Origin of the sequence: Streptomyces sp. PA03-3a (assembly GCF_033792735.1) — a bacterium.
Taxonomy (GTDB): domain Bacteria; phylum Actinomycetota; class Actinomycetes; order Streptomycetales; family Streptomycetaceae; genus Actinacidiphila.
This window is the reverse complement of record NZ_JARAVM010000059.1, coordinates 1-22,692: the sequence shown is the minus strand read 5'-3', so window position 1 is coordinate 22,692 and position 22,692 is coordinate 1. Positions and strand designations below refer to the sequence as shown.

The following is a 22,692-nucleotide window of genomic DNA, read 5'->3' as shown; positions in this document are numbered from 1 at the left end:
CTTTGGGGTTATCCGCGGGCGACAATCCGCGCGGCCCGCGTCGTGACGGCCGGCGGCCCCCAGGGGTACGGCCGTCGGGCGACGCGGGCCGGGGCCTTCAGCGAACGGTGATCACCGTCTTGCCGCGGGCGTGCCCCCGCTCCACATGGCGCATGCCCTCGGCGGTCTCGGCCAGTGGATAGGTCCGGTCGACCACGGGGGTGAGCCGGCCGGCATCAACGAGCGCGGTGACGGCGAGCAGGTCGTCCCGGGTGGGGCCGGCCGGGGTCGCCGGGAGGATCACGCGCAGTCGCTGCCGGGCGAAGGCGTCGGCGGCGACCAGGCGCAGCGTCGAGCCCACGGCGCCGACCATGCGGCCGGGCGATCCACCGCCGTTGGCCACCAGGGTGCCCGCCGGGGTCAGTGCCCGGCCCAGCCGGCTGAGCGGGTGGTTGCCGACGTTGTCCAGGATCAGGTCGTAGCGGAGGCCGGACCGGGTGAAGTCCTGCCGGGTGTAGTCGATGACCTGGGCGGCGCCCAAGGAGCGCACCAGTTCCGCGTTTCCCGGGCTGCACACCGCGGTGACATCGGCGTCGAGGGCGGCGGCGATCTGCACCGCGAAGTGGCCCACGCCGCCGGCGGCGCCGTTGACCAGTACGCGGTGCCCGGCCTGCGCCCGGCCGACGGTCCGGATACCGCGCAGCGCGGTCACCGCCCCCATCGGCACCGCCGCGGCCTGCTCGAACGTCAGCCCCGCGGGTTTGAGGACCAGCAGGTCCGCGGTGGTGCGGGCGTACTCGGCACAGGCTCCCGGGCAGAAGCCCAGCACCTCGTCACCGGGTTCGAGGCCCTGCACGCCCGGTCCGACGGCCTCCACGTGACCGGCGGCGTCGATCCCCGCCACGGCCGTCCTCGGCCGGGTCAGCCCCATGCCGCCCATCAGCCGCGCCACGTACGGGTCGCCGCGCATCATGTGCCAGTCGTACGGGTTGAGCGCCGCCGCGCGTACCCGCACCACCACCTCGCCGGCGCCCGGCTCGGGCCGGTCGACCTCCTCCAGCCGCAGAACCTCCGGCGGGCCGAAACTCTTCTGGACGATCGCTTCCATCGAACCCCCCAATGTGCGAACTCCCTTGCTGCGCACCGTAGGTGTACGGCGTACACCCGTCAAGGGCGGCGAGGGAGGGAGGTTCTGGCGTACGTGTTCTCAGCGCCTCAGGACGCGTGCCGGAGCCGTTCCAGGCCGTCCAGCATCAGGTCCAGGGCGAATTCGAACTCCAGCTGGTCGTCGCAGCCGGCGCCGACGACGGACTCCGCGTCATGGGCGACCGCCATGGCCAGCTCGGTGACATGCGGGTAGCGCGCGGCCATCTCCTCGGGCGGCAGCGCGTCCGGATCGGGCTCGCCGCCCCGGGAGTCCTCGAACAGCTCCTGGGAGAAGCCGAGTACCCGGCTGCCCATGATGTGCATCGCGTGGTGGACCAGATCCAGCGTGAACCCGCCGGCCCGGAAGATCCCGATCATCGAGTCCAGGTACCCCAGCACCGCGGGGGTCGGAGCCGAGCGGGCCTTCATCCGGGCTTCGATCACCCCCGGCGCCCACGGATGGCGCAACAGCATCCGGCGCGCCGACAGCACCCGCCCGCGCACCGCCGGTTTCCAGCCCACCCCGGCGGCGGGCGGGTCGATCTCGCCGACCACGGCGTCGATCATGCCGTCCAGCAACTCGTCCTTGTTCGCCACGTGCTTGTACAGCGCCATCGGCACCACTCCGAGTGCCGCCGCGATCTTCCGCATACTCAACGCGGCGACCCCGCCGTCATCGGCCAGCGCCACCGCGGCGGCCAGAATCCGCTTCCTGCTCAGCGGCCTGCGCGTCCGCGCGGCGGCACCAGGCTGCATGGCGATCTCCACCGTCCCCCTCTTCCAGCTGCTCGACCAGGGCTGTTGGCATCGCCACGGGTGTGGACAGGCCCGCCCCATCCTCCCCCACACACGGACGGGAGCGCAGAGGGTCAGCCCTCGCCGTGCCGGCGCGGGTGCCTGACCGCGGCCAGGGCGGTGCAGGCCGCGGCGGCCAGGAGCAGGAACGTCGCCCCCTCGCCGTAGTAGCCGGTCGTGTTCGCGATGACGGGGCCGGCGCACAGGATCGCACCGTAGGACAGGGCCTGGGCGGCCATGCCCGACCGGTAGAACACCCCCACGGCGCACGCCACCGCCAGCAGCGCGAGAATCACCGTCCCGGGCATGTCGTCGCGCACCGACAGCAGGGTGGCCGGCGCGAGAGTGCGGTGCTTCCATCGGCTTCGCAGGGTGCACCAGCGCACTCACCGGCGCCCGAAGGCCGGGTCGGCCCAGGACACGAGCGCCGTCGCCACGCCCATGGCGCGGGATGCGGGACGGCATGCGGTGCGGACGTCGCCGCGGGGCCGGTGCATAGGATCGCCGGCATGGCACTGCGACCTGTTCAGGTGAACGTGAAGGCTCTCGACCCCTCGGCGGTCGGCCGGTTCTGGGCGGCGGCGCTCGGGTGGAGTGCCTACAGCCCCGGCGTGACCACCTACGTCGGACCCGCGGGCGGCCTCGTCTGGCCGGATCCGGTGACCGTGGGCGTCGACGTCGTTCCCGTCCCGGAACCCAAGACGGCGGCGAAGAACCGTGTGCACCTCGATCTCGCCACCACCTCCGCGACGCATCAGGCGGAGTTGGTCGCGCGCCTGCGGGCTCTCGGCGCGAGGCCCGCCCATGTGGGTCAGGGCGACGTGCCGTGGACGGTCCTCGCCGACCCGGAGGGTAACGAGTTCTGCGTGCTGGAGCCTCGGGAGGTGCACCGGGACACCGGCCCGATCGCCCGGGTGGTGGTCGACTGCGCGGATCCGCGGGCCATGGCCCGGTTCTGGGGCGAGGCGACGGACTGGACCCTCCACGAGGTGACCGACGATCAGGCGGTCCTGCGCTCCGCCAAGGGGGGCGGCCCGTATCTGGAGTTCCTGCGTACGCCCGACGTGAAGACCGTGCCGGACCGCGTCCATCTGGACCTGCTGCCGTACCCCGGTGACGACAAGGGGGCGGAGGCGGCGAGGTTGCGGACCCTCGGCGCCACCGACCTCGACCTCGGCCAGGGCGACGTCCCGTGGACGTGCCTGACCGACCCGGAGGGCCACGAGTTCTGCGTCCTCGCCCCGTCCTGACGCCGAACCCGTCCGCCGGATCGCCCCGTCGCACGGGCGCCCGAGCGGCAGTCCGTCAGGCCAGGTTGCCGGCGGGGATCCGGATCGGGGCGAACCACTGCTGGATCCAGTTCGGATAAGTCGCCGGTGGCCTGCTGACCTCGTCGAGTTCGGCGAGGTCCTGCTCGGCCAGCGTAAGGTCGCCGGCGGCGACGTCGTCCGCGAGTTGCTCCACCGTGCGGACGCCGACGATCACGCTGGTGACGGCGCGCTGCGCGAGCAGCCAGGCCAGGGCCACCCGGGCCGGGCCGACCTCGTGCCGTGCCGCGACGGCCCGGACCACGTCGAGCACCGCGAATCCCCGGTCCTCGTCGAACGGTATGAAGTCGAAGCCGTTCCGGGCACGGCGGGAGTCCGGTTCCGTGGTCGCCCCACCACGGTCGAACTTGCCCGTGAGGAATCCGCCGGCCAGCGGCTGCCACACCGTCAGGCCCAGCCCCGCGTCCTCGGCCAGGGGCACCAGCTCGTGCTCGGCGTCGCGCGCCACCAGCGAGTAGTGGGCCTGGTTGGCGACGAACGCCGCCTGGTGGTGCAGCGCGGAGATGCCCAGCGCCTTGCTGATCTGCCAGGCGGCCAGGTTGGAGCAGCCGATGTAGCGGACCTTGCCCTGGCGCACCGCGTCGTCGAGGGCGCTCAGCGTCTCCTCCAGGGGCGTCAGGTGGTCGTGATTGTGGATCTGGTAGAGGTCGATGTAGTCGGTCCCCAGCCGGCGCAGACTGTCCTCCAGGGCCCGCATCACGTGCAGCCGCGACAGTCCCTGATCGTTGGGCCCCGGTCCGACCGGAGCGAGCAGCTTGGTCGCCAGCACCACGTCCCGCCGGCGCCGCCCGATCGCCCGGCCGAGCAGTTCCTCGCTCTCGCCGTCGGCGTAGACGTCCGCGGTGTCCAGGAAGTTGATCCCGGCGTCCAGCGCCGCGCCGACCACCCGGTCCACGTCCTCCTGACCCAGCGCCCCATGGGTGCCGTACACCGGGTGGTCCCTGCCTCCGAACGTCATCGCGCCCAGGGAGATCTCGGAGACCCAGACCCCGGTACGTCCCAGCAGACGATATTTCACAGTCACTCCTCGTAGGCACACGTACGTGCTTGGTCGCGGCGGCGGCCGGGGCAGGGCGCCCCACACCTTTCCGATCGCCACGTCCGGACATCACGTCCGGAAATTACGCTACACGATGTCCGGACACGGTGTAATCTGACGTTCCCCCGCCGGGCCCCGGCCCCACAACGACCCAGGATCCGGACATGCCCTCGATCACCCGCCGACGCGGCGCGAAGGTCGGCCGCCCCACCTCGGCCGAGGCGGACGTCCTGGCCTCGACCCAGCGCCTGCTGGCCGGCGGCGCCACCTTCACGGAACTCGGCGTGCAGCAGATCTGCACCGAGGCCGGCGTCGCCCGCTCGACCTTCTACAGCCACTTCCGCGACAAGACCGACCTGCTGCTGCGCCTGGCGAACCAGCTCATGGCCTCGTCCTTCGACGTCACCTCGGCGTGGCAGCCCGCGGCCGGCGTCGACGGCCTCGAAGAGGCCTTCCTGCACGTGATCCAGGTCTACCGGCGGCACGCCGCGGTCCGGCGGGCGCTCGCCGAGGTCGCGACGTACGACAGCGCCGTGCACGACTACTTCACGGCCGAGCTGAACCAGTTCACCGACTGGACGGTCAAGATCCTGCGCGCCGAGCAGGAGGCCGGCCGGACCCCCGCCGGCCTCGACCCCGTCAGCGCCACGCGGATCATCGTCACCGGCGGCGAGCGCGCCCTGACGGACCAGGTGACCTCTGCCGACGCGGCGAGCGACCCCGCGTTCGCCCGCGAACTCGCGCACACCTGGTGGCACGGCGTCTACCGTCGCCCCGGCACCTGACCCCCACGGGACGTCCGCGTACTAGGGTGGGCATCGGTGGGCTGTGAGACGGCCCGGAACGGGTGACGAGGGAGCAAGGCCCGCGGCCCGGCAACCGGTCCGCTGCAGGTCCGGCCGCCACGAGCGGCGACCGGAGCGGACCGCGCTCAAACCGTCGGGCATCGGGGATGGACCTGAGGCGGTTCTGAACCATGAGGGACACACATCGGATCGAGCCCGACGCGGCGAACCTCGGCGGTGGCCCCGTGCTCGCCGCATGGGAACGGTTCGTGCAGGGCGAGGATCACGTCCCGGGTGTCCGGCCGCTGGTGGCGATCTCCTGGCACCGCTGCCGGGAGCAGTACCGAGTCGATCCCCACCTCACCAAGGCTCCGGTGGCCGTGGCGAAGCCCGAACACACCCCCGAGCACGATGCGGTCTTCGCCGAACTGGGCTTTCGTGCCGCCGCAGTGGCGCATGAAGTGGGCAGCCTCGGCGGCGTCGTCACCGTCGCCGACGCCACCGGCCGGATCCTCGCCGCGTGGGGTGATCACGCCACGCTCGTGCGGGCCGGCGACTGCAATCTGGCGCCCTGGTTCTGCTGGTCCGAGCGCGCGGTCGGCACGAACGGCACGGGCACGGCGCTCGAGGCGCACGGCCCGGTGTCCATCAGGGGCGCCGAGCACTGGTGCCGGGCTTTCCACAACTGGGTGTGCGCGGGCATCGCGGTGCGTGACGTGGTGAGCGGCGAACCGATCGCGGTGCTGAACGTCTCCTGCTGGCGCGGCGGGCTTCCCCCGGCCGTCGAGAGCTGGCTGGCGAGCGCCGTGACCATGACCCGCTACCCCCTGAAGAGCCGCGCCCGGGACAGCGGCGCGGAGCTGGTAGCGGCGTACACCCAGGCCAGGGCGACGACCGGTGCGGCGCTCGCCGCTGTGGACACCGCGGGCAAGGTGGTGATCGCCGACGACATGGCGGGCGTGCTCCTGGGCGTCCCCGCGTCCACCCCGGCGATCGACCCCACCCTGCGATGGAACCCCGGGCTGCCGGAATTCATCGCGGCCGCCCGGTACGCCGGCAGTCAGGCGGTCCACGATCGCGACTGGGTCGGCTCGACGCAGATCTTCGCCCACCTCGCCGACGAGCCGACGTCGATCACCTTCCGGCCCGTCTTCTCCTCCGGCCATCTGATCGGGTCCCTGGTGCTGTTCGGGGTTTCCGACGGTGCGCGGCTGCCGCGGACGGAGGGGTCCGCGCACCCTCGGGTACCGCCGCGCCGGCTGGTCGCGCTGCGTGACAACCGGATGGTGTTGCTGCGGCTGCCGGAAGTCTCCTTCGCCGAGTCGCACGGGAGCGACGTGTGGCTCTCCACCGATCAGGGCCGATTGCGGGCCGCCTCACTGAGCCTGGACAGACTCGACAGCGATCTGGCGGATGTCGGCTTCCTGCGGGTGCACCGCCGCTACGTCGTCAATCTCAGCCGCATCCGGGAGATCGAGCGCGGGCTCAAGGGCGAGCTGTCCCTGGTCATGGAAGGCCGGACGAACGAAATGGTGCCGGTTTCCCGGCGGAACGCGCCGGCCGTGCGTCGCGCGCTGAACATCTGAACCACGACGCCACCTCCGGAAGGAGATTCCCGTGTCCGACTCTCCGGATGCCGCCGCCGACCGGACGAACGCCGGCAACGCGGGCGGCCTCGGCCTCTCCGTCCCCACCGGGCAACGCGGCCGCCCGATCGGCGCCGCGGGCCATCGCGACTGGTGGCCGGGCCGGCTCGACCTGAGGATCCTGCGGAAGCACCCCGCCAGTGCAAACCCCATGGGCGCGGACTTCGACTACGCCGCCGAGTTCCGCACACTCGACCTCGACGCCCTGGCGCGCGACGTCGACGAGGCCCTGACCACGTCGCAGGACTGGTGGCCGGCCGACTTCGGCCACTACGGGCCACTCGTGATCCGGATGGTGTGGCACTGCGCCGGCACCTACCGCGCCCATGACGGCCGGGGTGGCGCCGGCGCCGGCATGCAGCGTTTCGCACCGCTGAACAGCTGGCCGGACAACCGCAACCTCGACAAGGCCCGCAGGCTGCTGTGGCCGGTGAAGAAGAAGTACGGCCGCAGGATCTCCTGGGCCGATCTGATGGTCTTCGCCGGCAACCGTGCTCTGGAGACGATGGGTCTCACGACCTTCGGTTTCGCGGGCGGCCGGGCGGACGTGTGGGAACCCGACGAGGACGTCTACTGGGGTCCCGAGCACGCCTGGCTCGGCGACGAACGCCATGGCGGCGTCAGGGAGCTGCAGAGTCCGCTGGCCGCCGACCAGATGGGACTCATCTACGTCAACCCGGAGGGACCGAACACCGTCCCGGACCCGCTCGCCTCGGCCCGGGACATCCGCGAGACCTTCGGCCGCATGGGGATGAACGACGAGGAGACCGTCGCGTTGATCGCGGGCGGCCACACGTTCGGCAAGACCCACGGCGCCGCCGACCCGGCCACCCACCTCGGCCCCGAGCCCGAGGGTGCCCCTCTTGAGGAGCAGGGCCTGGGGTGGAAGAGCGGCTACGGCACCGGGAAGGGCCCTGACACCATCTCCAGCGGGCTCCACGGCACGTGGACGCCGACCCCGACGACGTGGGACAACAGCTTCTTCGAGACGCTGTTCGGCTACGAGTGGGACCTGGAGCTGAGCCCCGCCGGTCTGTGGCAGTGGATCCCGCGGGACGGCGGCGGTGCCGGCACCGTGCCGGACGCCCACGACCCGTCGACGACGCACGCCCCGACCATGCTGACGACGGACCTGGCACTGCGGTCGGACCCGGTCTACGAGCCGATCTCACGGCGTTTCCTGGACCACCCGGACCAGCTCGCGAACGCTTTCGCCCGGGTCTGGTTCAAACTGACGCACCTCGACATGGGTCCGGTCCGGCGTTACCTCGGACCGCTGGTCCCGCGGGAGACCCTGCTCTGGCAGGACCCGGTCCCCGCCGTGGACCACGAGCTCGTCGGGGCGGCGGACATCGCCGCGCTCAAGAGCCGGGTCCTCGCCAGCGGGCTGTCGGTCGCCCAGCTCGTCTCGACCGCGTGGGCGTCGGCGTCGACCTTCCGCGCCAGCGACAGGCGCGGCGGGGCGAACGGCGCGCGCATCCGCCTCGAGCCGCAGCGGGGGTGGGAGGTCAACGACCCCGGCACGCTGGCACAGGTGCTGGGCACCCTGGAGGAGGTCCAGGAGTCCTTCAACGGATCCCAGGCCGGCGACAAGAGGATCTCGCTGGCCGACCTCATCGTGCTCGGCGGGGCCGCCGCCGTCGAGCGGGCCGCGGAAGCGGCCGGCCACGGGATCCGGGTCCCCTTCGTTCCGGGACGCACGGACGCCACGCAGGAGTGGACCGATGTGGAGTCCTTCGCGCCCCTCGAGCCGGCCGCGGACGGGTTCCGCAACTACTGCGGTGGCGGGAACGACCGGCTGCCGCCGGAGCATTTGCTGGTCGACCGCGCGAGTCTGCTGGACCTGAGCGCGCCCGAGATGACCGTCCTGGTGGGTGGCCTGCGGGTGCTGGGCGCCACCTACCGCCAGTCGCCGCTGGGCGTGTTCACCTCGCGGCCCGGGTCGTTGACCAACGACTTCTTCGTGAACCTGCTCGACACGGGCACGGCATGGGAGCCGGCGTCCGCGGCTGCCGAAACCTTCCTGGGGCGCGACCGGGGCACTGGCGAGGTCAAGTGGACCGGCAGTCGCGTCGACCTCGTCTTCGGCTCGAACTCCGAGTTGCGTGCCATCGCGGAGGTCTACGCCAGCGACGACGCACGGGAGAAGTTCGTGAAGGACTTCGTCGCCGCGTGGGACAAGGTCATGAGCCTGGACCGGTACGACCTCGTTCGATCCTCCCGACGGGGGCACACGGGCGACGAACGGTAGCCGGTCGCGGACGAACGGCATGATGCGGCCCGCGCACGCGCTCACCCTTGTCGGTGTGATCCGTCCGGCGTAGCGTGCTTGTCAGGCGGCACATTATCCGCTTTCCCGCGCATGCAATTCCGCGCAATGGAATTCCGATGCGACGAATTTTCTTCGAAGTCAATTCGGAGACCGCTTTCGAGGGACGGTGTGCAACCGGCCGCGACGTACCTCGGTCAGTGCGGCCGGCACAAAGAAAACGGCGATCTCGGCATGAGGAGAGTGACGCCCCGATGACGACCACGCAGGAGCGATCCGACCTGCTGGACAAGATCGGGTTGGCCGAACAGAACAAGGCGGCGCTGGGTCAGGTGCTGGGAACCGGGAGCATCGGATACGCCGACGAGACATCGGATGGCACCATGCGGGCCACGATTCGGATCCACCCGGACGAGCTGATCTGGGATCCGTCCATTCTGGTCATGCCCCACGGAGGCGATATCGAACTCGAACTCGTCAATGACGATCTGAACACGCACTGCGCGCTCCTGCCGAGCAATGGCGACCGGAAGTTCATCTGGCTGGTGAACCATTCGCGCGGACGCGCGACCCTCAACCTCGACGGACCGGGCTACTACTGGTACTGCTCGCCCACGGGCAACGACGAGGGCCGGGGGTTGACCGGGGCCATCGTCGTCCTGGGGGAGGCTCCGCCGGAGGCTCGTCTCGACCGCCCCGAGCAACCGCGGCCGTAGGAAGGAGGAGGAGATGTCCGTCGACTACGTGGACGCGGGCGAAGCCGTCGACCAGGGGTTGCTGAGCGGCAAGGTCGCGGGCGGGGAGATCGCGCCGCCGGTGGTGGCCGGCCTCGACTACGAGCGCATACTCAACGCCCGCCGGGAACCCCACAACTGGCTCACCTACTACGGCGCCTACAACGGCCAGCGGTACAGCCCGCTGGACCAGATCAACACGGACAGCGTCAAGCGGGTCGTCCCCGCATGGGTCTTCCAGGCCGGTACGACCGGACTGATCGCGGGTGCGTCGACCTACTCGTTCGAGGCCGCCCCGATCGTCGTCGACGGGGTCATGTTCGTGTCCGGCTGGGACGGCTGGGTCTGGGCACTCGACGCGAAGACCGGGGTGGAGATCTGGCGCTACAAACACGCCGTCCCCTTCGACGTGTCCCTGTGCTGCGGGAACGTCAACCGCGGCGTCGCCGTGGCCCAGGGGAAGGTCTTCACCGTCACGCCGAACGCCCGTCTCCTCGCACTCGACGCAACCACCGGCAAACGGGTCTGGGACAAGACCTACGGCGACGTCAGAGCCGGCGAGAGCGCCACACTCGCCCCGCTGGTCGTGAAGAACATGGTCGTCGTCGGCAGCTCCGGCGGCGAGTTCGGCGTACGCGGCCACCTCGACGCATTCGACCTGGCCACCGGCGAGCACCAGTGGCGCTGCTACACGGTGCCCAAACCCGGGGAGCCGGGCTCGGAGACCTGGCCCGCCGACGGCGAGGCCTGGGCGCGTGGTGGGGCGAACTGCTGGGTCACCGGCACGTTCGACCCGGAGACCAACCTGCTGTACGTCGGCACCGGCAATCCGGCGCCCGACTTCGACGGAGGTGTCCGCGAGGGGGACAACCTCTTCACCGACTGCGTCATCGCCGTCGACGTCGACAGCGGCCAGATCCGCTGGCACTACCAGTGCACCCCGCACGATGTGTGGGACTACGACAGCATCGCCGAGTGCATCCTGTTCGAGCGGGACGGACGCAAACTGCTCGGGCACTTCGACAAGAACGGCTACTTCTTCGTCCTCGACCGCACGAACGGGGCGAGGGTCGGGATCACCCCCTTCGTGGACCGCATCACGTGGGGGGCCATCACGAGGGACGGCCGGGTGACGGCCAAGGCGTACCCCGACAAGGAGGGAGAACCCGTCCACTTCTACCCGGGACCGGCCGGCGCCAAGGAATGGACCCACGCGGCCTACAGCCCGAAGTCCGAGCTGTTCTACGTCCCCGTCCAGGACACGGGTGCCACGGCCACCCGGCGGCGCCGGGAGTTCAGGGAGAGCATCCCGTACTGGGGCGCGGGCGTTCAGGTGGACATCGAGGACATGGCCGGGTCCGTCAGCGCGTTCGACGCCGACGGCGCGGAGAAGTGGCGCTGGCGCAACGAACTGCCGATGTGCGCCTCGGTGCTGGCCACCGGCGGTGACCTGGTGTTCGCCGGTGAACCGTCCGGCGAGTTCAACGCGCTCGACGCCCGCACCGGGAAGCTGCTGTGGCAGTTCCAGTGCGGGAGCGGCCACCACAGCAGCCCGACCACCTACATGGTCGACGACAGGCAGTACGTCGCCGTGCCGGTCGGCTGGGGCGGGTGGGCCGAGGGATTCCTCCCCGGCATGCTCGGTGCGGGGCACGGAAGCGCCCTGATCGTCTTCGCCCTCCCTGACTGGTCGTAGCGCGACCCGGATCTGCCGTATCCGGTCGGAAAGGAGGTGGGTCCATGGAATCCCAGCCCATGGAATGCCAGCTGGAATCCCAGCTCGCCGTGTGGGAGACGCCCGAGTTCGAGGAGATCGCGGTCGCGGCCGAGGTGACGGCCTACGTCGCCCGGCTCGAGGACTAGCGGATGCGGGGCACGCCGGACCGTGTCCGGCGGCGCCCCCCACGGCTTGGGACGCCCACGTACGGCCGGGCGGACGATCGACCGGCCCGGAGGCGGACATCGGACGAAGGGAGTGCCGGCGTGCTGCTGCGCGTGCTGGGCTCAGCGGCGGGAGGCGGATCCCCGCAGTGGAACTGCGGCTGCCCGGTGTGCGCCGCGGTCCGCTCCGGGGCCGCACCCCCGCGCACCCAGTCCTCGATCGCCGTCAGCGCCGACCACCGCCGGTGGTTCCTCCTCAACGCCTCCCCCGACCTCCGCGCCCAGTTCGAGGCCTTCGCGGGCCTGCACCCGCGGGGCGACCGGACGACACCGCTGGAAGCGGTGCTGCTGACCGACGCCGAACTGGACCACACACTGGGCCTGCTGCTGCTGCGCGAGGCCCGGGCCCTGCGCGTGTACGCCACACCGGCGGCACACAAGACCCTGTGTGACGGCTCGGGGATCCTGAGCACGCTGCGGCACTACTGCACCGTCGATTGGCAGGCCGTGGTCCCCGGCAGCGACCTGGCGCTGGACGACGGGCTGTCCTGCCGGGCGTTCGACGTTCCCACCGCCAAACGCGCCCGGTTCGGAGCCGAGGCGGACCACGGCCGTGTCGTGGGCTACCGGCTGACCGACGAGCGCACCGGGGGCACGCTGGTCTACCTGCCGGCGGCGCAGTCGCTGACAGCAGCGCTGCGCACGGAGATCGAAGGCTGCGGATGCCTGCTGTTCGACGGGACCTGCTGGCGCGACGACGAGCTCGTCCGGCTCGGCCTGACAGGCAGGACGGCCCGGGAGATGGGCCACCTGCCCATCGACGGCCCGGACGGCAGCCTGTCCCAGCTCCCGTCGCTCGCCGCGGGGCGGACGATCCTCGTCCACATCAACAACACCAACCCCGTTCTCCTGGAGGACGCACCCGAGCGGCGCGCACTGCGGGAGAGCGGCATAGAGGTGGCCGCGGACGGCCTCGAGGTCCAGGTGTAGAGCCGTGACGACAACTCCCGCGAGGACAGCCAGGAACAGCGGCACCGACGGCTTCGTCGAGACGTTGCGGGCCCACTCGCGGCGCTACCACGACCAGCACCCGTTCCACGTCCTGATGAACGCCGGCGGGCTGAGTCCTCGCCAGATCCGCGGCTGGGTGGCCAACCGTTTCTACTACCAGGAGAACATCCCCCGCAAGGACGCCGCGATCCTCTCCAACTGCCCCGACCTCGAGTTCCGCCGTCGCTGGCTGCGGCGGATCACCGACCACGACGGCGCCGCCGCCGGCGAGGGCGGCATCGAGGCGTGGCTGCGCCTCGGCGAGGCCGCGGGGCTGACGCGCGAGGAGGTCCGGGACCACCGGCACCTGGTACCCGGGGCGCGGTTCGCCGTGGACGCCTACGTGAACTTCGCCCGGACCCGCCCGTGGGTGGAGGCGGTGGCCTCGTCGCTCACCGAGCTGTTCGCACCCGATCTGATGGCCGCGCGCCTGGCCGCGTTCGAGCGCTGGTACCCGTGGATCGAGCCCGAGGGCCTCGCCTACTTCCGCACCCGCCTGGAGCAGGCCCCCCGTGACTGCGAACACGCCCTCCAGGTGGTCACGTCGCATTGCGTCTCCGCCGAGTCCCAGGCCCGCGCCGTCGACGCGCTGTCGTTCAAGTGCGACGTCCTGTGGAGTCTGATGGACTCCATCGAGCAGGCCTACCCGAAGTGACCGCCATGGACACGACCTCCACAGGAACGACCAGGACCAGGACCGGCCCCGGCGTCGAGGTGTGCGGCGCCGACCGGCCCGTGCTGGCGCGCCATGTCCGGCTCACCTTCTGCCGGACCAGACAGCGCCCGATCCTGCTGCACCCCGAGACGGTGGTGGTCCTGAACGGCAGCGGCGCGGCGATCCTCGAACTGTGCGACGGGCGGCACACCGTGGCGGAGATCGTGACCGAGCTGGGCACCCGCTACCAGGCCGTTTCCGGGAACGAGGTGCGGCGGTTCCTGGCCCGGCTCGTCGCCCGGCGCTGGATGGAGCTCACCGATGGATAGCCCGTTCGGGTTGCTCGCCGAACTCACCTACCGCTGCCCGCTGGCCTGCCCGTACTGCTCCAACCCGCTGAACATGGCCGGCTACCGGGACGAGCTGGCCCTGGACGAGTGGCGGCGGGTGCTGGCCGAGGCCGCGGACCTGGGGGTTCTGCAGTGCCACCTGTCCGGCGGGGAACCTTTGTTGCGGCGCGACCTGGTGGAGATTGCGGCGGCCGCTCACGACCTGGGTCTCTACACCAACCTCGTGACCAGCGCCCTGGGGCTCTCCCGTCCGAGGGCCGGGCAACTGCGGGCGGCCGGGCTGGACCACGTGCAGATCAGCATCCAGGCCGACGAAGCGGCCGTGTCCGACCGGATCGCCGGCATCCCGTCCTTCCGGCGCAAGATCGAGGCGATGCGACTGGTCAAGGAGCTGGGCTGGCCCCTGACCGTGAACGTGGTGCTGCACCGGCACAACATCGACCGGGTCGCCGACGTGCTCGCCCTGGCCGAGGAGGTCGGCGCCGACCGGGTGGAGCTGGCCAACACCCAGTACTACGGCTGGGCCTGGCGCAACCGTGCCGCGTTGCTGCCCAGCCGGGCCCAGCTCGACGCCGCCGAGGCCGTCGTGCGGGCCGCCCGCGACAGGTTGCGGGACCGCATGGACGTCATCTACGTCATCTCCGACTACTACAGCCGCTACCCGAAGCCCTGCATGGGCGGCTGGGCGTCCCGGCAGCTGACCGTGACGCCGAACGGCGACGTCCTGCCCTGCCCGGCCGCGCAGTCCCTGCCGTTGCCTCGGGCCAGCGTGCGGGAGGACTCGCTGGCGCGGATCTGGGCCGAATCCCCGGTGATGACGGCGTTCCGGGGGACCGACTGGATGCCCGAGCCCTGCCGGAGCTGCTTCCGGCGGGAGGTCGACTTCGGCGGCTGCCGCTGCCAGGCGTTCCTGCTCACCGGCGACGCGGCCCGTACCGACCCGGTCTGTCACCTGTCGCCCGACCACCAGCTCGTCGCCCGGGCGGTCGAGGCCGCCAACACCGGCTCGCGGGCCGACGATCCCGCGCTGGTCCCCCGGCCGCACCGGCCGGACCGGCCCGCCGGCCGGACCGGATCCGGGGCGGATCGGGCTAGCCACCGAACCACAACGGCAGCGCCACGGCGGCGATGATCAAGGTGACCCCGCTCAGCAGGTCCGAGCGGATGCGGATCAGACGCGCCGTGGCCCGCCCTAGCTGCAGCCCCACCAGCGACATCGCCGCCGTCACGATTCCGAAGACGGCGGCCGAGAACCACGGCGAGAGCCCGAGGAGACCCAGACTCGCTCCCGCGAACAGGTTGTCCAGGCTCAGTGTCAACGGGATGCCGAACAACGCCCACGGGTGGTCCAGCTCCTCGGGCTCGGGGTTCCGCAGGGCCGAGACGACGAGGTAGAGACCGTACCCGCCGAGTGCGGCCGCGCCCACCAGGTCGGCGACGTCCCCGACGGACTCCCCGAGCCGGCGACCGATCAGCAGCCCGACGAGGGGCATGACCGCGTCCCACAATCCGAAGGTCAGCGCCACCTGCACCGCTCGCCTCAGACCGAACGGGACGGTGCCCAGCGCGATCGACACCCGGAAGTTGTCGAGACTGAGTACAAAACCCAGGACCAGTATTTCCCACACCATGACGACGGCGCTGCCCGGTGGCGACGGACGACGGCGGCGCCGGATCCACCGCGTGAACCATCCGTCAGGTGGGGAACGATCCCCAACGGGCCGCGAAATTCGCTCAACAAAGCCGACTTCCGGCGCGTTTTCCACACTACTCGCCGCGACGCCCGGGGCCAATCGACGCATGGGGCAGCCCGCACGGCACCGCCTCCCCCGGCGCGCCATCGGTCGTACCGCGTGTCCGAGGCGCGTGGGGAGGGCGGTGCCGTGCGGGCCGCGCGCCGGCGGGTCAGACCAGCTTCGCCCGGAAGACCTGCTGCGTCTCGTCGCGCTGAGTACGGGTCGCGCCGCGGTCACTGGTGAACACCACGACACCGCGGTGCAGGGCGGGCCAGGTGCCGTTGCCCCGGTGACTCACCTGGGTGGCCTGGGACCAGCCCTTCTTCCCGTCGAGAGTGGCGGTGAAGATCTTCCACCGCCAGTCGGCCGAGCGGGAGTCGTACCAGACCGCGCGAACCGTGCCGTCGGGGTCCACGCCGAGCTTCGCCCGCTGGCTCATCGCGTCGGCGTCGAGGCCGACGTTCTCGAACGCCGTCCACGTGAGGCCGCCGTCGGTGGAGCGGCCGGCCCGGAGCTGGAGGTTGGAGCCGGAGCTCTGCAGCGCGCCGCTCTCCCAGATCGCGACGAACATGCCGTCCTCGTCGACGGTCAGTCCCGGATGCCTGTCGGAGCGGTCGCTGACCTTGCTGACCTGGACAGGGGTGCCCCAGCCGCGGCCCGGTGCCTTGCGTACCGAGGCCAGCACCTGCCAGTTGTCGGGGTCCGTACCGCCGCCGGCCGGCTCGCCGGCGGGCGGGGTGTGGCCGGTCCAGAGCGGGTCCGGGTCGTAGCGGTCGTCCTGCCAGCTGATCACCGCGTGCCGGCCGTCGTGGACGGCGACGGCCGGGAACAGGGAGGCGGGGTAGCGCGGGGAGCGCGCGTCCCCGGGCACGCCGGGACCGGTCACCTTGCCGGCCGCGGAGATGTTGACCGCGGCCTTGTCGACGCCGACGATCTGCGCGTACACGTCGAAGGCGCCGCCGCTGTTGTCGGACCACGCGACCAGCGGGTGGCCGCCGACCAGCGCCAGCGCCGGGTGGACGGCGCGCCCCTTGCCCTTGCTGATCTTGTCCGGGGCCTTGAAGGAGCTGCCGCCGTTCGCGCTGTGCGCGAGCAGGATCACCGGACGGTGCGGCTGCTCCTTGCCCTGCTCGTCCTGCCAGACCACCCACACGTCCTCGGAGTCGGCGGCTATGCGCGGGAACCGCGCGGTGGCCGAACGACCGGAAAGGGTGACGGACTTGGAGATCCGGCCCCTGCCGTCGATCCGGCGGTAGACCACCTTGCTGGCGTGGTCCTCGTGCACCTCCGCCACGATGTGCGTGACGTCTCCGACGACCGCGACATCGGAGAATCCGGCGAACGCGCCCAGGTCGCCGGTGACGAGTTCCGCCTTGTCGTCGGCGGTGTCGGCGGCGGGGAGCGGGATCTCGGGCCGGGGGACAGCCGGAGCGCCGACCGAGACGAAGATCGGCGAGGTGGCGCCCCGCAGCTGGTCCGGCAGGTTCGGGTCGGCGTCGGAACCCGAGGGGCTGCCGGGTGAGCGGGCCTCGGCCCGGAACCAGCCGTGGTCCGTGCCCTTGAGGACCAGCGGCAGCTCGTAGCTCTCGTTGGCCCGCTGCGGCCGGTAGCTCGCGATCGGGCCCGCGGTACGGCCGGGGGCGGCGTACACGTGGACGGTGGTTCCCTTGCCGCCCCTCACCTTCACGCGCAGCGTGGCCTTCTTGGGCAGCTTGCGGTCGGCCACGACCACCTCGTCGCCGCCGATCGCTTCGAACACGCCGTCACCGTCCGCGTCCGCCTCGATCGTCAGGAACGGCCCCGAGGTGTTCTGGGCGACCGTCGTACGGCCGCTGCGGAACCCGTCGAGGATGCCCAGGACCGAACGCTTCGCCGCGAAGACATGGGTGGTGGGTGTCCCGGGGGCGTCGACGTCCCACAGCTCGCGGAAATGGCAGTCGCTCGCCGCCGCCACCCCGAAACGGAAACCGGCGTTCCACCGGTTCTCCGCGTACTCGACCTGCTCGTCCGGGCCGGTGGAGACGTTGAGCACCTCGGCGAGGTCCGCGCCCTGGACGCTGGCGTTGGCGTTCGGGCCCGTCGCCGGCGTGTACTCGCCGTCGTCGGGGTGGGCCTGCGACCACACGGCACCCTGCGCGTGGGCGTCCCAGACCGACTGCTGTACGTGCCGGAAGGCCGCGGAGCCGGGCGGGTTGGCGCCGTCCACGATCACGTCCACGTTGCCCAGCACGATGGCGTGGGGCGAGCCGTTCGCCTCCTCGCCCGGGATCAGCAGCAGTTCGGACGACTTCCACTGGGGGTCCCAGACCTGGTCGTACGTCCGGTGGTCGGTCAGCGGCATGAAGTCGAGGCCGGCCTTCTCGCCCTGCGCGATCTGGTCGCCGACGGGAAGGTTGCCAGGCAGGGCCTGGTGGGACGTCTGGCGGGGCCCGCTGCCGTCCGAGGAGTGGTCGTCGTGGACGTGGGTGTCACCCGCGAGCCACTTGCCCGTGGGCGCCTTCGCCCGGTTGAGCGCGGACGTCCGGCCCGCGGTCTTGACCTTGCCGCCCTGCCCCGAAGCGGGCCCCGCGGCGGCCTCGGCGGTGCCCGCGCCGACGCTGACCGCCACGACGGCGGAACCCGCCATGACCACGAACTTCCGCCGGGTCAGTGCCTCGGACCCGCGGTCCGGCCCGCTGGACCCTCTTGTCGTTTCCATGTACTGCGCCTTTCCTCGCACCGTTCCCCTGCGGATCGGTGCAGTCTCCTGGACACTAAGGCGCCCCTTTTTCGGGGAAATGAACTGATAGCGAACTGTTCGCGGTGCTCGGCGCATCAGACGCCCGCGTCCCGGACGGCCGCCGCCAGGCAACGGGTTACGTCAAGCCCGGCTCCTACGGGATCCGGGCGGGCCGTCCCTGGCGGCTCGCGCCAGGAGGCCGCGAACGCGGACGCCCCGGGGCAGCGCTGTGCAGCCGGCCTCCTCGACCGGCTTCGCGCAGGACCCAGCCGTCTCCTCCCGCCCCGCCAGTCTGGCAGTAGGTGCATGCCCCATGCATGGGTCAAACGCCCCTATGGGTGCGGCTGCCGTCCGGGTCGAACGACTCCCGTGCGTGCCCCCGGATCCCCCGCGGAACGGCCGCGGGCCGGTGTTCCGCGGGCTCCACCCCCGCGGAACACCGGACCCCTCCCCGGCACCCCGGCAGCGCGGCAGCCCGGCAGCCCGGCAAGAGGTCAATCCGGCCGCCACTGCCCCGCGTCCTCGCGCCACGCCTCACCGGCCGGCCAGGTCAGCACAGGCGCGCCCGGTTCCTCCACGCGCGTCAGCGCCACCATCGCCAGGTCGTCGGACGGGAGCGCGCCGGCGTGGTCGACGACATCCTCGAGGATCTCCCCCAGCACGTCCGGCAGGCACACATGACTCGGCGCGCCCTGCCGGACCCACCGCCACCCGGGCGCCCGCTCCAGCAGCGGGTAGCAGCGTCCGGCGGCGTCGCGTGCCTCCATCAGCCCGTCGGTGTAGAGCAACAGCGTGTCCCCGGGGCACAGTTCGAAGCGTTCCTCGATGGCGCCGCAGTCCCGCAGCCCGTACAGGCCCAGCGGAGGAGCCGGGCACCCCGCCACCAGGGCCACGCTCCCCCGGCGGGCCCGGATGGGGGGCGGATGACCGTGGTTGACCATGCGGGCGAACCGCTCGCCGTCCCGCACCTCCAGCAGCAGCGCCGTGACGAATCGTTCGTCCTTGTCGCGGGAGAGGTCTTCGCTCTCCGCCAGGTGGAACAGGAAGCTCTCCTCCAGACGAGCCGACAACTCGGCCAGGGTCGCCGCGCGCGGCGCCCATTCCCGGAAGGCCCCGAGCACCGCCGCGACGTCCTCGAAGGTGGGCAGGCCCTTGCCGCACACGTCTCCGATGATCAGCCGGGTCGCCCCGCCCGCGCGTGCGACCGCGTAGAGGTCCCCACCGACCTGCCCCCGGCCCCCGCAGGGCCGGTAGATGGAGGCGAGCCCCAGAGCACCGATGCGCCCGGGGAGCGGCCGCAGCAGGACCCGCCGCACGGTGTCCGACACGGCGTGCGCCCGCGCCTCCCTGCAGCGATAGCGGTCCTTCACGTTGCCGAGCACCATCGCCGCCGTCCCCGCGGTGACCAGCGGCGCGAGGCCGCACGCGAGACTCGGATGGGAGTACAGCGGCAGGATCACGCACACCGCGCACACCGCGAGGATCCACGCCACCACGCTGGCGGTGGCCAGATACCGCACCGGTTTGCCCTCGTCCTGCCCCTCCTCGAACTGCTCGATGTCCGCCATAGGCGTCACTCCCTCGCGGTCCGCGCCGGGCCGGGGACCGGCGGATCCCCGCGCGGTTCCCGGCCGGCGCATCGACGTCCCACTCGTGATGGGACACCTCGACCGTAGGGAGGAAGGCGACCTTGCCCCTTGCCCGATCGTGCACAGCGTTTTGCCCGTCCCTGCACTGCACGGCCCGAGGGCGGCATCGCGGGGCGGATCGGGGGCGGATCGGGGGCACCTCAGGGGCGGCGGGCGGCCCAGACCGTGCGTTCGGTGCGCACGCGCAGGTCGGTGCGGTGCGGGATGCCGTCGGGGCTCCCGGCGTCCAGCAGGCGGTCGAGGGCGGTCAGGTCGTCCGGCGTCAGGGCGGGGGCGACGGCACCGCGTATGCGGCGCAGGGCGCCGAGGGCGTAGCGGGTGACGGTCTCGGTGGGGGGCGGGGCGATGTCGACGGCCAGGGTGCGCTCGGCCTCCACGGCGAAGCCGGCCGCGGTCAGCTTGCCGGCCCAGTCGGCGCCGCGGTGGGGGACGTGCTCGGCGTGGTGGCGGTCGAGTGTGGCGTGGCAGCGCTCCTCCAGGCCCGGGGCGTCTGCCGGGGCGTCCTCGGGCAGGAAGCGGGGGAAGCCGGCCAGTTCGACGACGGCGAGGAGGCCGCCCGGGGCCAGGAGGTCGTGGACCTGGCGCAGGGTTCTGTCGGGGTCGGCCATGTGGTGCAGGGAGGCCGAGGCCCAGACCAGTTCCGGGGCGCCGAGGCCCGGCCAGGCAGGTGCGTCGAGGTCGGCGCGGACCAGGCGTACGCGGTCGGCCACTCCGGCCGCGGCCGCCTTCGCCTGCAGGCGGTCCAGGTGCGGGGCCGAGGAGTCGACGGCCGTCACGTGTGCCGCGGGGAAGCGCCGGAGCAGGGCGAGGGTTCCGGCTCCTGTGCCGCAGCCGAGGTCGACGATGTGGCGGGGGCTGTCCTGCATCGGCAGCCATGCCGTGACGGACGCGGTGTGTTCGGCGAGCACTTCCGCGTCCAGGTCGAGGATCTCCGCCTGGCCGGCTGCGTCGTTGTCGTGGTCGTACCCGTTCTCCTGCTCGTGGACGTGGACGTGAGGGGCGGCTGCCTGCGGGCTGGGGTGGCTCATGGCGGTCACGCTAACCGGGCCGTGGGCGCCCGGCCCCGCGGCTTCCGGAAAGCGCAAGGCGATCGCCGGCTGGGCTGCGGCAGGCGCAAACCGTCAGGGCTGCGCGTTCCCCGTGTCGTCGCCGCGCTGGTGGCCGCGGCGGGCGTCGCGGTCGAAGATGCCGAGGATCTCGCACGGTCCGCCCTCGGCGCCGATGGCGTGCGGGAGCATCGTGGGGAACTCCGCCGCCTGGTTGGTCTCGATCCGCAGGCGCCGGTTGCCCAGGAGCAGGACCGCGGTGCCGGACAGGACGACGAGCCATTCGCGGCCGGGGTGGGCGCGCATGCGCGCCGGCTGGTCGGGCGGCGGGTTCGTCATGCGCTGCCGAACAACGGTCATGCCGGGTTCCGCCTTGATCGGCCAGCGCATCTGACCGCGCGCCCTGTCGATCGCCGGGTTGGACACGACGTCGTCCGACGCGTTCTCGACCAGCTGGTCGAGGGAGGTGTCCAGCGCGCGTGCGAGGGTGACGAGCTGGTCGAGGGCCAGTCGGCGCTGCCCGTTCTCGATGCGGGAGAGCGTGGACTGGCTGACGTTGGCGCGGGTGGCCAGCTCCTCCAGGGACCAGCCCTGGGCGACGCGCAGAGCACGGATGCGTTTGCGTACCAGGCTGTCCAGGTCGTCATCGTCTTGCGGCATGGGCAAGAGCCTATGCGTTCACGGCAAGGAGTGCCTGGCGCGGCGCTGTACGGCTCCGCCGCGTCGCGGGGCCGCGGGCAAGGACTCGACGCAAGAAGACGGGAGGGCAGCGCTGCCCGACCGGACGATCGACGCGGTGGTGATCGGCGGGCGGCGCCGCCGGGCTGAACGGGGCTCTGACGCGGCCCCGCTCCCGCCGCCCGGTCGTCGCGATCGACAGCGGAACGCCGCGCAACGCGCCCGCCCATGGCGTCCACGGACTGCTCGGCCTGGACGGCACTCCCCCGGACCGGGACGCGGCAGTCGCGCGAGGCTCGCGCGGCTGCCGCGTCCGCTTCCTTCACGGCCGTCGTGGTGCGGGTGCGGCGTGAGCGCCCTCGACGCCGCGTCCCCGGTGGCCGACGACGCCCGACCGCGTGCCGGTTACTGAGTCACGCCCTTCTGGATCTCCCAGAAGCGGAAGATGGTGGAGGGGTCGAGGGTCCATTCCAGGCCGTTGATGTTGTCCCGGGACACGACGTACTGCTTGCCCTGCCACAGCGGGATGATCGGCACGTCGTCCGCGACCATGTCCTGCAGTTCCTCGAAGTCGGCGGAGGTGGCGGCGCGGCCGGCCTCGGCGGCGGTGCGCGGGAGCAGCTCGCCGGTGATCTTCTTGTTGACGTAGTTGTTGCCCAGGACGTTGCCGTCGCCGAAGAAGGGGGCGGTGAAGTTGTCCGGGTCGGGGTAGTCCGGGACCCAGCCGCGTACGTACACCGCGTACTTGCCGGCTTCGATGTCCTTGGCGTACTGGTCGGCGTCGGTGGTCTTGACGTCCACGTCGAACAGGCCGCTGGCGTTGAGCTGCTTGGCGATCGCCTTCAGCTCCGCCACGGTGCCCGGGCCGAAGCGCACCGGCGTCGCCCACAGCGTGAAGGAGACCTTGCCGGTGATCCCGGCCTGCGCCAGCGCGGCCTGCGCCCCGGCGGTGTCGCCGCCCTCGCCGTAGCGGTCGAAGAACGCGGTGTTGTGACCGGTGATACCGGCCGGCACGATCGAGTACAGCGGGCTCGCGGTGCGCTGGTACACGTCGCGGATGAACGCCTTGCGGTCGATCAGATAGGCCACCGCGCGACGCACGGCCTTATTGCCCACCACCGGGTCGTCGAGGTTGAACACCAGGTGCTGGACCTCCGCGCCGGTGCCCTCCACGACCTGGATCCCGGTGTCGCCGGCTATCGAACTG

General features: G+C 71.8%; 21 protein-coding genes and 1 pseudogene. 12 read left to right on the top strand and 10 right to left on the bottom strand.

Annotated elements, in window-relative coordinates; all coding sequences use genetic code 11:
- Positions 1–97 precede the first annotated feature (97 nt).
- The 3 genes from PV342_RS38480 to PV342_RS38470 form a co-directional block, all read right to left on the bottom strand.
- Positions 98–1,087 carry an NAD(P)-dependent alcohol dehydrogenase gene (locus tag PV342_RS38480; RefSeq protein ID WP_500320804.1) on the bottom strand — a complete coding sequence of 330 codons (990 nt, stop codon included), beginning with the start codon at positions 1,085–1,087 and terminating at the stop codon, positions 98–100.
- Positions 1,088–1,194: 107 nt separating this feature from the next.
- On the bottom strand, positions 1,195–1,881 hold the full coding sequence (locus PV342_RS38475; protein ID WP_500320802.1) for a TetR/AcrR family transcriptional regulator: 687 nt from the start codon (positions 1,879–1,881) through the stop codon (positions 1,195–1,197).
- Between the two features lie 113 nt (positions 1,882–1,994).
- A complete protein-coding gene (locus tag PV342_RS38470; protein WP_400808449.1) occupies positions 1,995–2,240 on the bottom strand; it encodes a hypothetical protein in 246 nt (81 codons plus the stop codon).
- A 189-nt stretch (positions 2,241–2,429) separates the two neighbouring features.
- On the opposite strand from PV342_RS38470, the gene PV342_RS38465 reads away from it, so the two are divergent.
- The gene (locus PV342_RS38465; RefSeq protein WP_400808452.1) at positions 2,430–3,170 is read left to right on the top strand and encodes a VOC family protein; all 741 of its coding nucleotides are present in this window, start codon (positions 2,430–2,432) and stop codon (positions 3,168–3,170) included.
- A 55-nt stretch (positions 3,171–3,225) separates the two neighbouring features.
- Here PV342_RS38465 and PV342_RS38460 read toward each other — a convergent pair whose 3' ends face one another.
- The gene (locus PV342_RS38460; protein ID WP_500320800.1) at positions 3,226–4,266 is read right to left on the bottom strand and encodes an aldo/keto reductase; all 1,041 of its coding nucleotides are present in this window, start codon (positions 4,264–4,266) and stop codon (positions 3,226–3,228) included.
- 185 nt (positions 4,267–4,451) lie between these two features.
- Here PV342_RS38460 and PV342_RS38455 point away from each other — a divergent pair, with 185 nt between their 5' ends.
- From PV342_RS38455 to pqqE, 10 genes are all read left to right on the top strand, one after another.
- A complete protein-coding gene (locus PV342_RS38455; RefSeq protein WP_500320798.1) occupies positions 4,452–5,072 on the top strand; it encodes a TetR/AcrR family transcriptional regulator in 621 nt (206 codons plus the stop codon).
- Positions 5,073–5,263: 191 nt separating this feature from the next.
- Positions 5,264–6,658 (top strand): DNA-binding protein, encoded by a 1,395-nt coding sequence (locus PV342_RS38450; protein ID WP_400808458.1) that lies wholly within the window; start codon positions 5,264–5,266, stop codon positions 6,656–6,658.
- Between the two features lie 127 nt (positions 6,659–6,785).
- Positions 6,786–8,969 (top strand): catalase/peroxidase HPI, encoded by a 2,184-nt coding sequence (gene katG, locus PV342_RS38445; RefSeq protein ID WP_400808496.1) that lies wholly within the window; start codon positions 6,786–6,788, stop codon positions 8,967–8,969.
- Between the two features lie 272 nt (positions 8,970–9,241).
- Positions 9,242–9,703 carry an MSMEG_3727 family PQQ-associated protein gene (locus tag PV342_RS38440; protein WP_400808460.1) on the top strand — a complete coding sequence of 154 codons (462 nt, stop codon included), beginning with the start codon at positions 9,242–9,244 and terminating at the stop codon, positions 9,701–9,703.
- Positions 9,704–9,716: 13 nt separating this feature from the next.
- Positions 9,717–11,417: a PQQ-dependent dehydrogenase, methanol/ethanol family gene (locus PV342_RS38435; protein WP_400808462.1), complete on the top strand. Its 1,701-nt coding sequence runs from the start codon at positions 9,717–9,719 to the stop codon at positions 11,415–11,417.
- A 44-nt stretch (positions 11,418–11,461) separates the two neighbouring features.
- The gene (gene pqqA / locus PV342_RS38430) at positions 11,462–11,584 is read left to right on the top strand and encodes a pyrroloquinoline quinone precursor peptide PqqA (protein ID WP_063741021.1); all 123 of its coding nucleotides are present in this window, start codon (positions 11,462–11,464) and stop codon (positions 11,582–11,584) included.
- A gap of 120 nt (positions 11,585–11,704) precedes the next feature.
- Complete coding sequence (gene pqqB, locus PV342_RS38425) at positions 11,705–12,592, top strand: pyrroloquinoline quinone biosynthesis protein PqqB (protein ID WP_500320794.1); 888 nt, start codon at positions 11,705–11,707, stop codon at positions 12,590–12,592.
- A gap of 4 nt (positions 12,593–12,596) precedes the next feature.
- Entirely contained in the window at positions 12,597–13,307 is a 711-nt protein-coding gene (pqqC, locus tag PV342_RS38420) for a pyrroloquinoline-quinone synthase PqqC (protein ID WP_400808469.1), read from the top strand.
- 5 nt (positions 13,308–13,312) lie between these two features.
- On the top strand, positions 13,313–13,636 hold the full coding sequence (gene pqqD / locus PV342_RS38415) for a pyrroloquinoline quinone biosynthesis peptide chaperone PqqD (RefSeq protein WP_400808471.1): 324 nt from the start codon (positions 13,313–13,315) through the stop codon (positions 13,634–13,636).
- Positions 13,629–14,789, top strand: a complete 1,161-nt coding sequence (gene pqqE / locus PV342_RS38410; protein ID WP_500320791.1) for a pyrroloquinoline quinone biosynthesis protein PqqE — start codon at positions 13,629–13,631, stop codon at positions 14,787–14,789. Before pqqD ends, pqqE begins: the two co-directional genes overlap by 8 nt.
- On the opposite strand, the gene PV342_RS38405 is transcribed toward pqqE, so the two are convergent.
- The 5 genes from PV342_RS38405 to PV342_RS38385 form a co-directional block, all read right to left on the bottom strand.
- Positions 14,749–15,288, bottom strand: coding sequence for a manganese efflux pump MntP (locus PV342_RS38405; protein WP_386997784.1), 540 nt, complete (start codon positions 15,286–15,288; stop codon positions 14,749–14,751). The genes pqqE and PV342_RS38405 overlap by 41 nt on opposite strands.
- 274 nt (positions 15,289–15,562) lie before the next feature.
- On the bottom strand, positions 15,563–18,091 hold the full coding sequence (locus tag PV342_RS38400) for a CehA/McbA family metallohydrolase (protein WP_400808478.1): 2,529 nt from the start codon (positions 18,089–18,091) through the stop codon (positions 15,563–15,565).
- Positions 18,092–18,606: 515 nt separating this feature from the next.
- Positions 18,607–19,680, bottom strand: coding sequence for a PP2C family protein-serine/threonine phosphatase (locus tag PV342_RS38395; RefSeq protein ID WP_400808481.1), 1,074 nt, complete (start codon positions 19,678–19,680; stop codon positions 18,607–18,609).
- A gap of 221 nt (positions 19,681–19,901) precedes the next feature.
- Positions 19,902–20,789 carry a class I SAM-dependent methyltransferase gene (locus tag PV342_RS38390; RefSeq protein ID WP_400808483.1) on the bottom strand — a complete coding sequence of 296 codons (888 nt, stop codon included), beginning with the start codon at positions 20,787–20,789 and terminating at the stop codon, positions 19,902–19,904.
- Between the two features lie 93 nt (positions 20,790–20,882).
- Positions 20,883–21,467, bottom strand: coding sequence for a helix-turn-helix domain-containing protein (locus tag PV342_RS38385; RefSeq protein ID WP_400808485.1), 585 nt, complete (start codon positions 21,465–21,467; stop codon positions 20,883–20,885).
- A 112-nt stretch (positions 21,468–21,579) separates the two neighbouring features.
- Here PV342_RS38385 and PV342_RS38380 point away from each other — a divergent pair.
- Positions 21,580–21,754: pseudogene (locus PV342_RS38380) on the top strand (FAD-binding protein); the annotation flags it as partial.
- Positions 21,755–21,890: 136 nt separating this feature from the next.
- Here PV342_RS38380 and PV342_RS38375 read toward each other — a convergent pair.
- Positions 21,891–22,692, bottom strand: an 802-nt coding sequence (locus PV342_RS38375) for an ABC transporter substrate-binding protein (protein WP_500320788.1), incomplete at its 5' end; no start/stop codon positions are given.

Coding starts and splice junctions, on each gene's coding strand:
- PV342_RS38435 (WP_400808462.1), top strand. CDS start 9,717: ATGTCCGTCGACTACGTGGACGCGGGCGAAGCCGTCGACCAGGGGTTG.
- PV342_RS38455 (WP_500320798.1), top strand. CDS start 4,452: ATGCCCTCGATCACCCGCCGACGCGGCGCGAAGGTCGGCCGCCCCACC.
- PV342_RS38465 (WP_400808452.1), top strand. CDS start 2,430: ATGGCACTGCGACCTGTTCAGGTGAACGTGAAGGCTCTCGACCCCTCG.
- PV342_RS38475 (WP_500320802.1), bottom strand. CDS start 1,881: ATGCAGCCTGGTGCCGCCGCGCGGACGCGCAGGCCGCTGAGCAGGAAG.
- PV342_RS38450 (WP_400808458.1), top strand. CDS start 5,264: ATGAGGGACACACATCGGATCGAGCCCGACGCGGCGAACCTCGGCGGT.
- PV342_RS38400 (WP_400808478.1), bottom strand. CDS start 18,091: ATGGAAACGACAAGAGGGTCCAGCGGGCCGGACCGCGGGTCCGAGGCA.
- pqqE (WP_500320791.1), top strand. CDS start 13,629: ATGGATAGCCCGTTCGGGTTGCTCGCCGAACTCACCTACCGCTGCCCG.
- pqqD (WP_400808471.1), top strand. CDS start 13,313: ATGGACACGACCTCCACAGGAACGACCAGGACCAGGACCGGCCCCGGC.
- PV342_RS38390 (WP_400808483.1), bottom strand. CDS start 20,789: ATGAGCCACCCCAGCCCGCAGGCAGCCGCCCCTCACGTCCACGTCCAC.
- PV342_RS38385 (WP_400808485.1), bottom strand. CDS start 21,467: ATGCCGCAAGACGATGACGACCTGGACAGCCTGGTACGCAAACGCATC.
- PV342_RS38440 (WP_400808460.1), top strand. CDS start 9,242: ATGACGACCACGCAGGAGCGATCCGACCTGCTGGACAAGATCGGGTTG.
- PV342_RS38480 (WP_500320804.1), bottom strand. CDS start 1,087: ATGGAAGCGATCGTCCAGAAGAGTTTCGGCCCGCCGGAGGTTCTGCGG.
- PV342_RS38395 (WP_400808481.1), bottom strand. CDS start 19,680: ATGGCGGACATCGAGCAGTTCGAGGAGGGGCAGGACGAGGGCAAACCG.
- pqqA (WP_063741021.1), top strand. CDS start 11,462: ATGGAATCCCAGCCCATGGAATGCCAGCTGGAATCCCAGCTCGCCGTG.
- PV342_RS38405 (WP_386997784.1), bottom strand. CDS start 15,288: ATGGTGTGGGAAATACTGGTCCTGGGTTTTGTACTCAGTCTCGACAAC.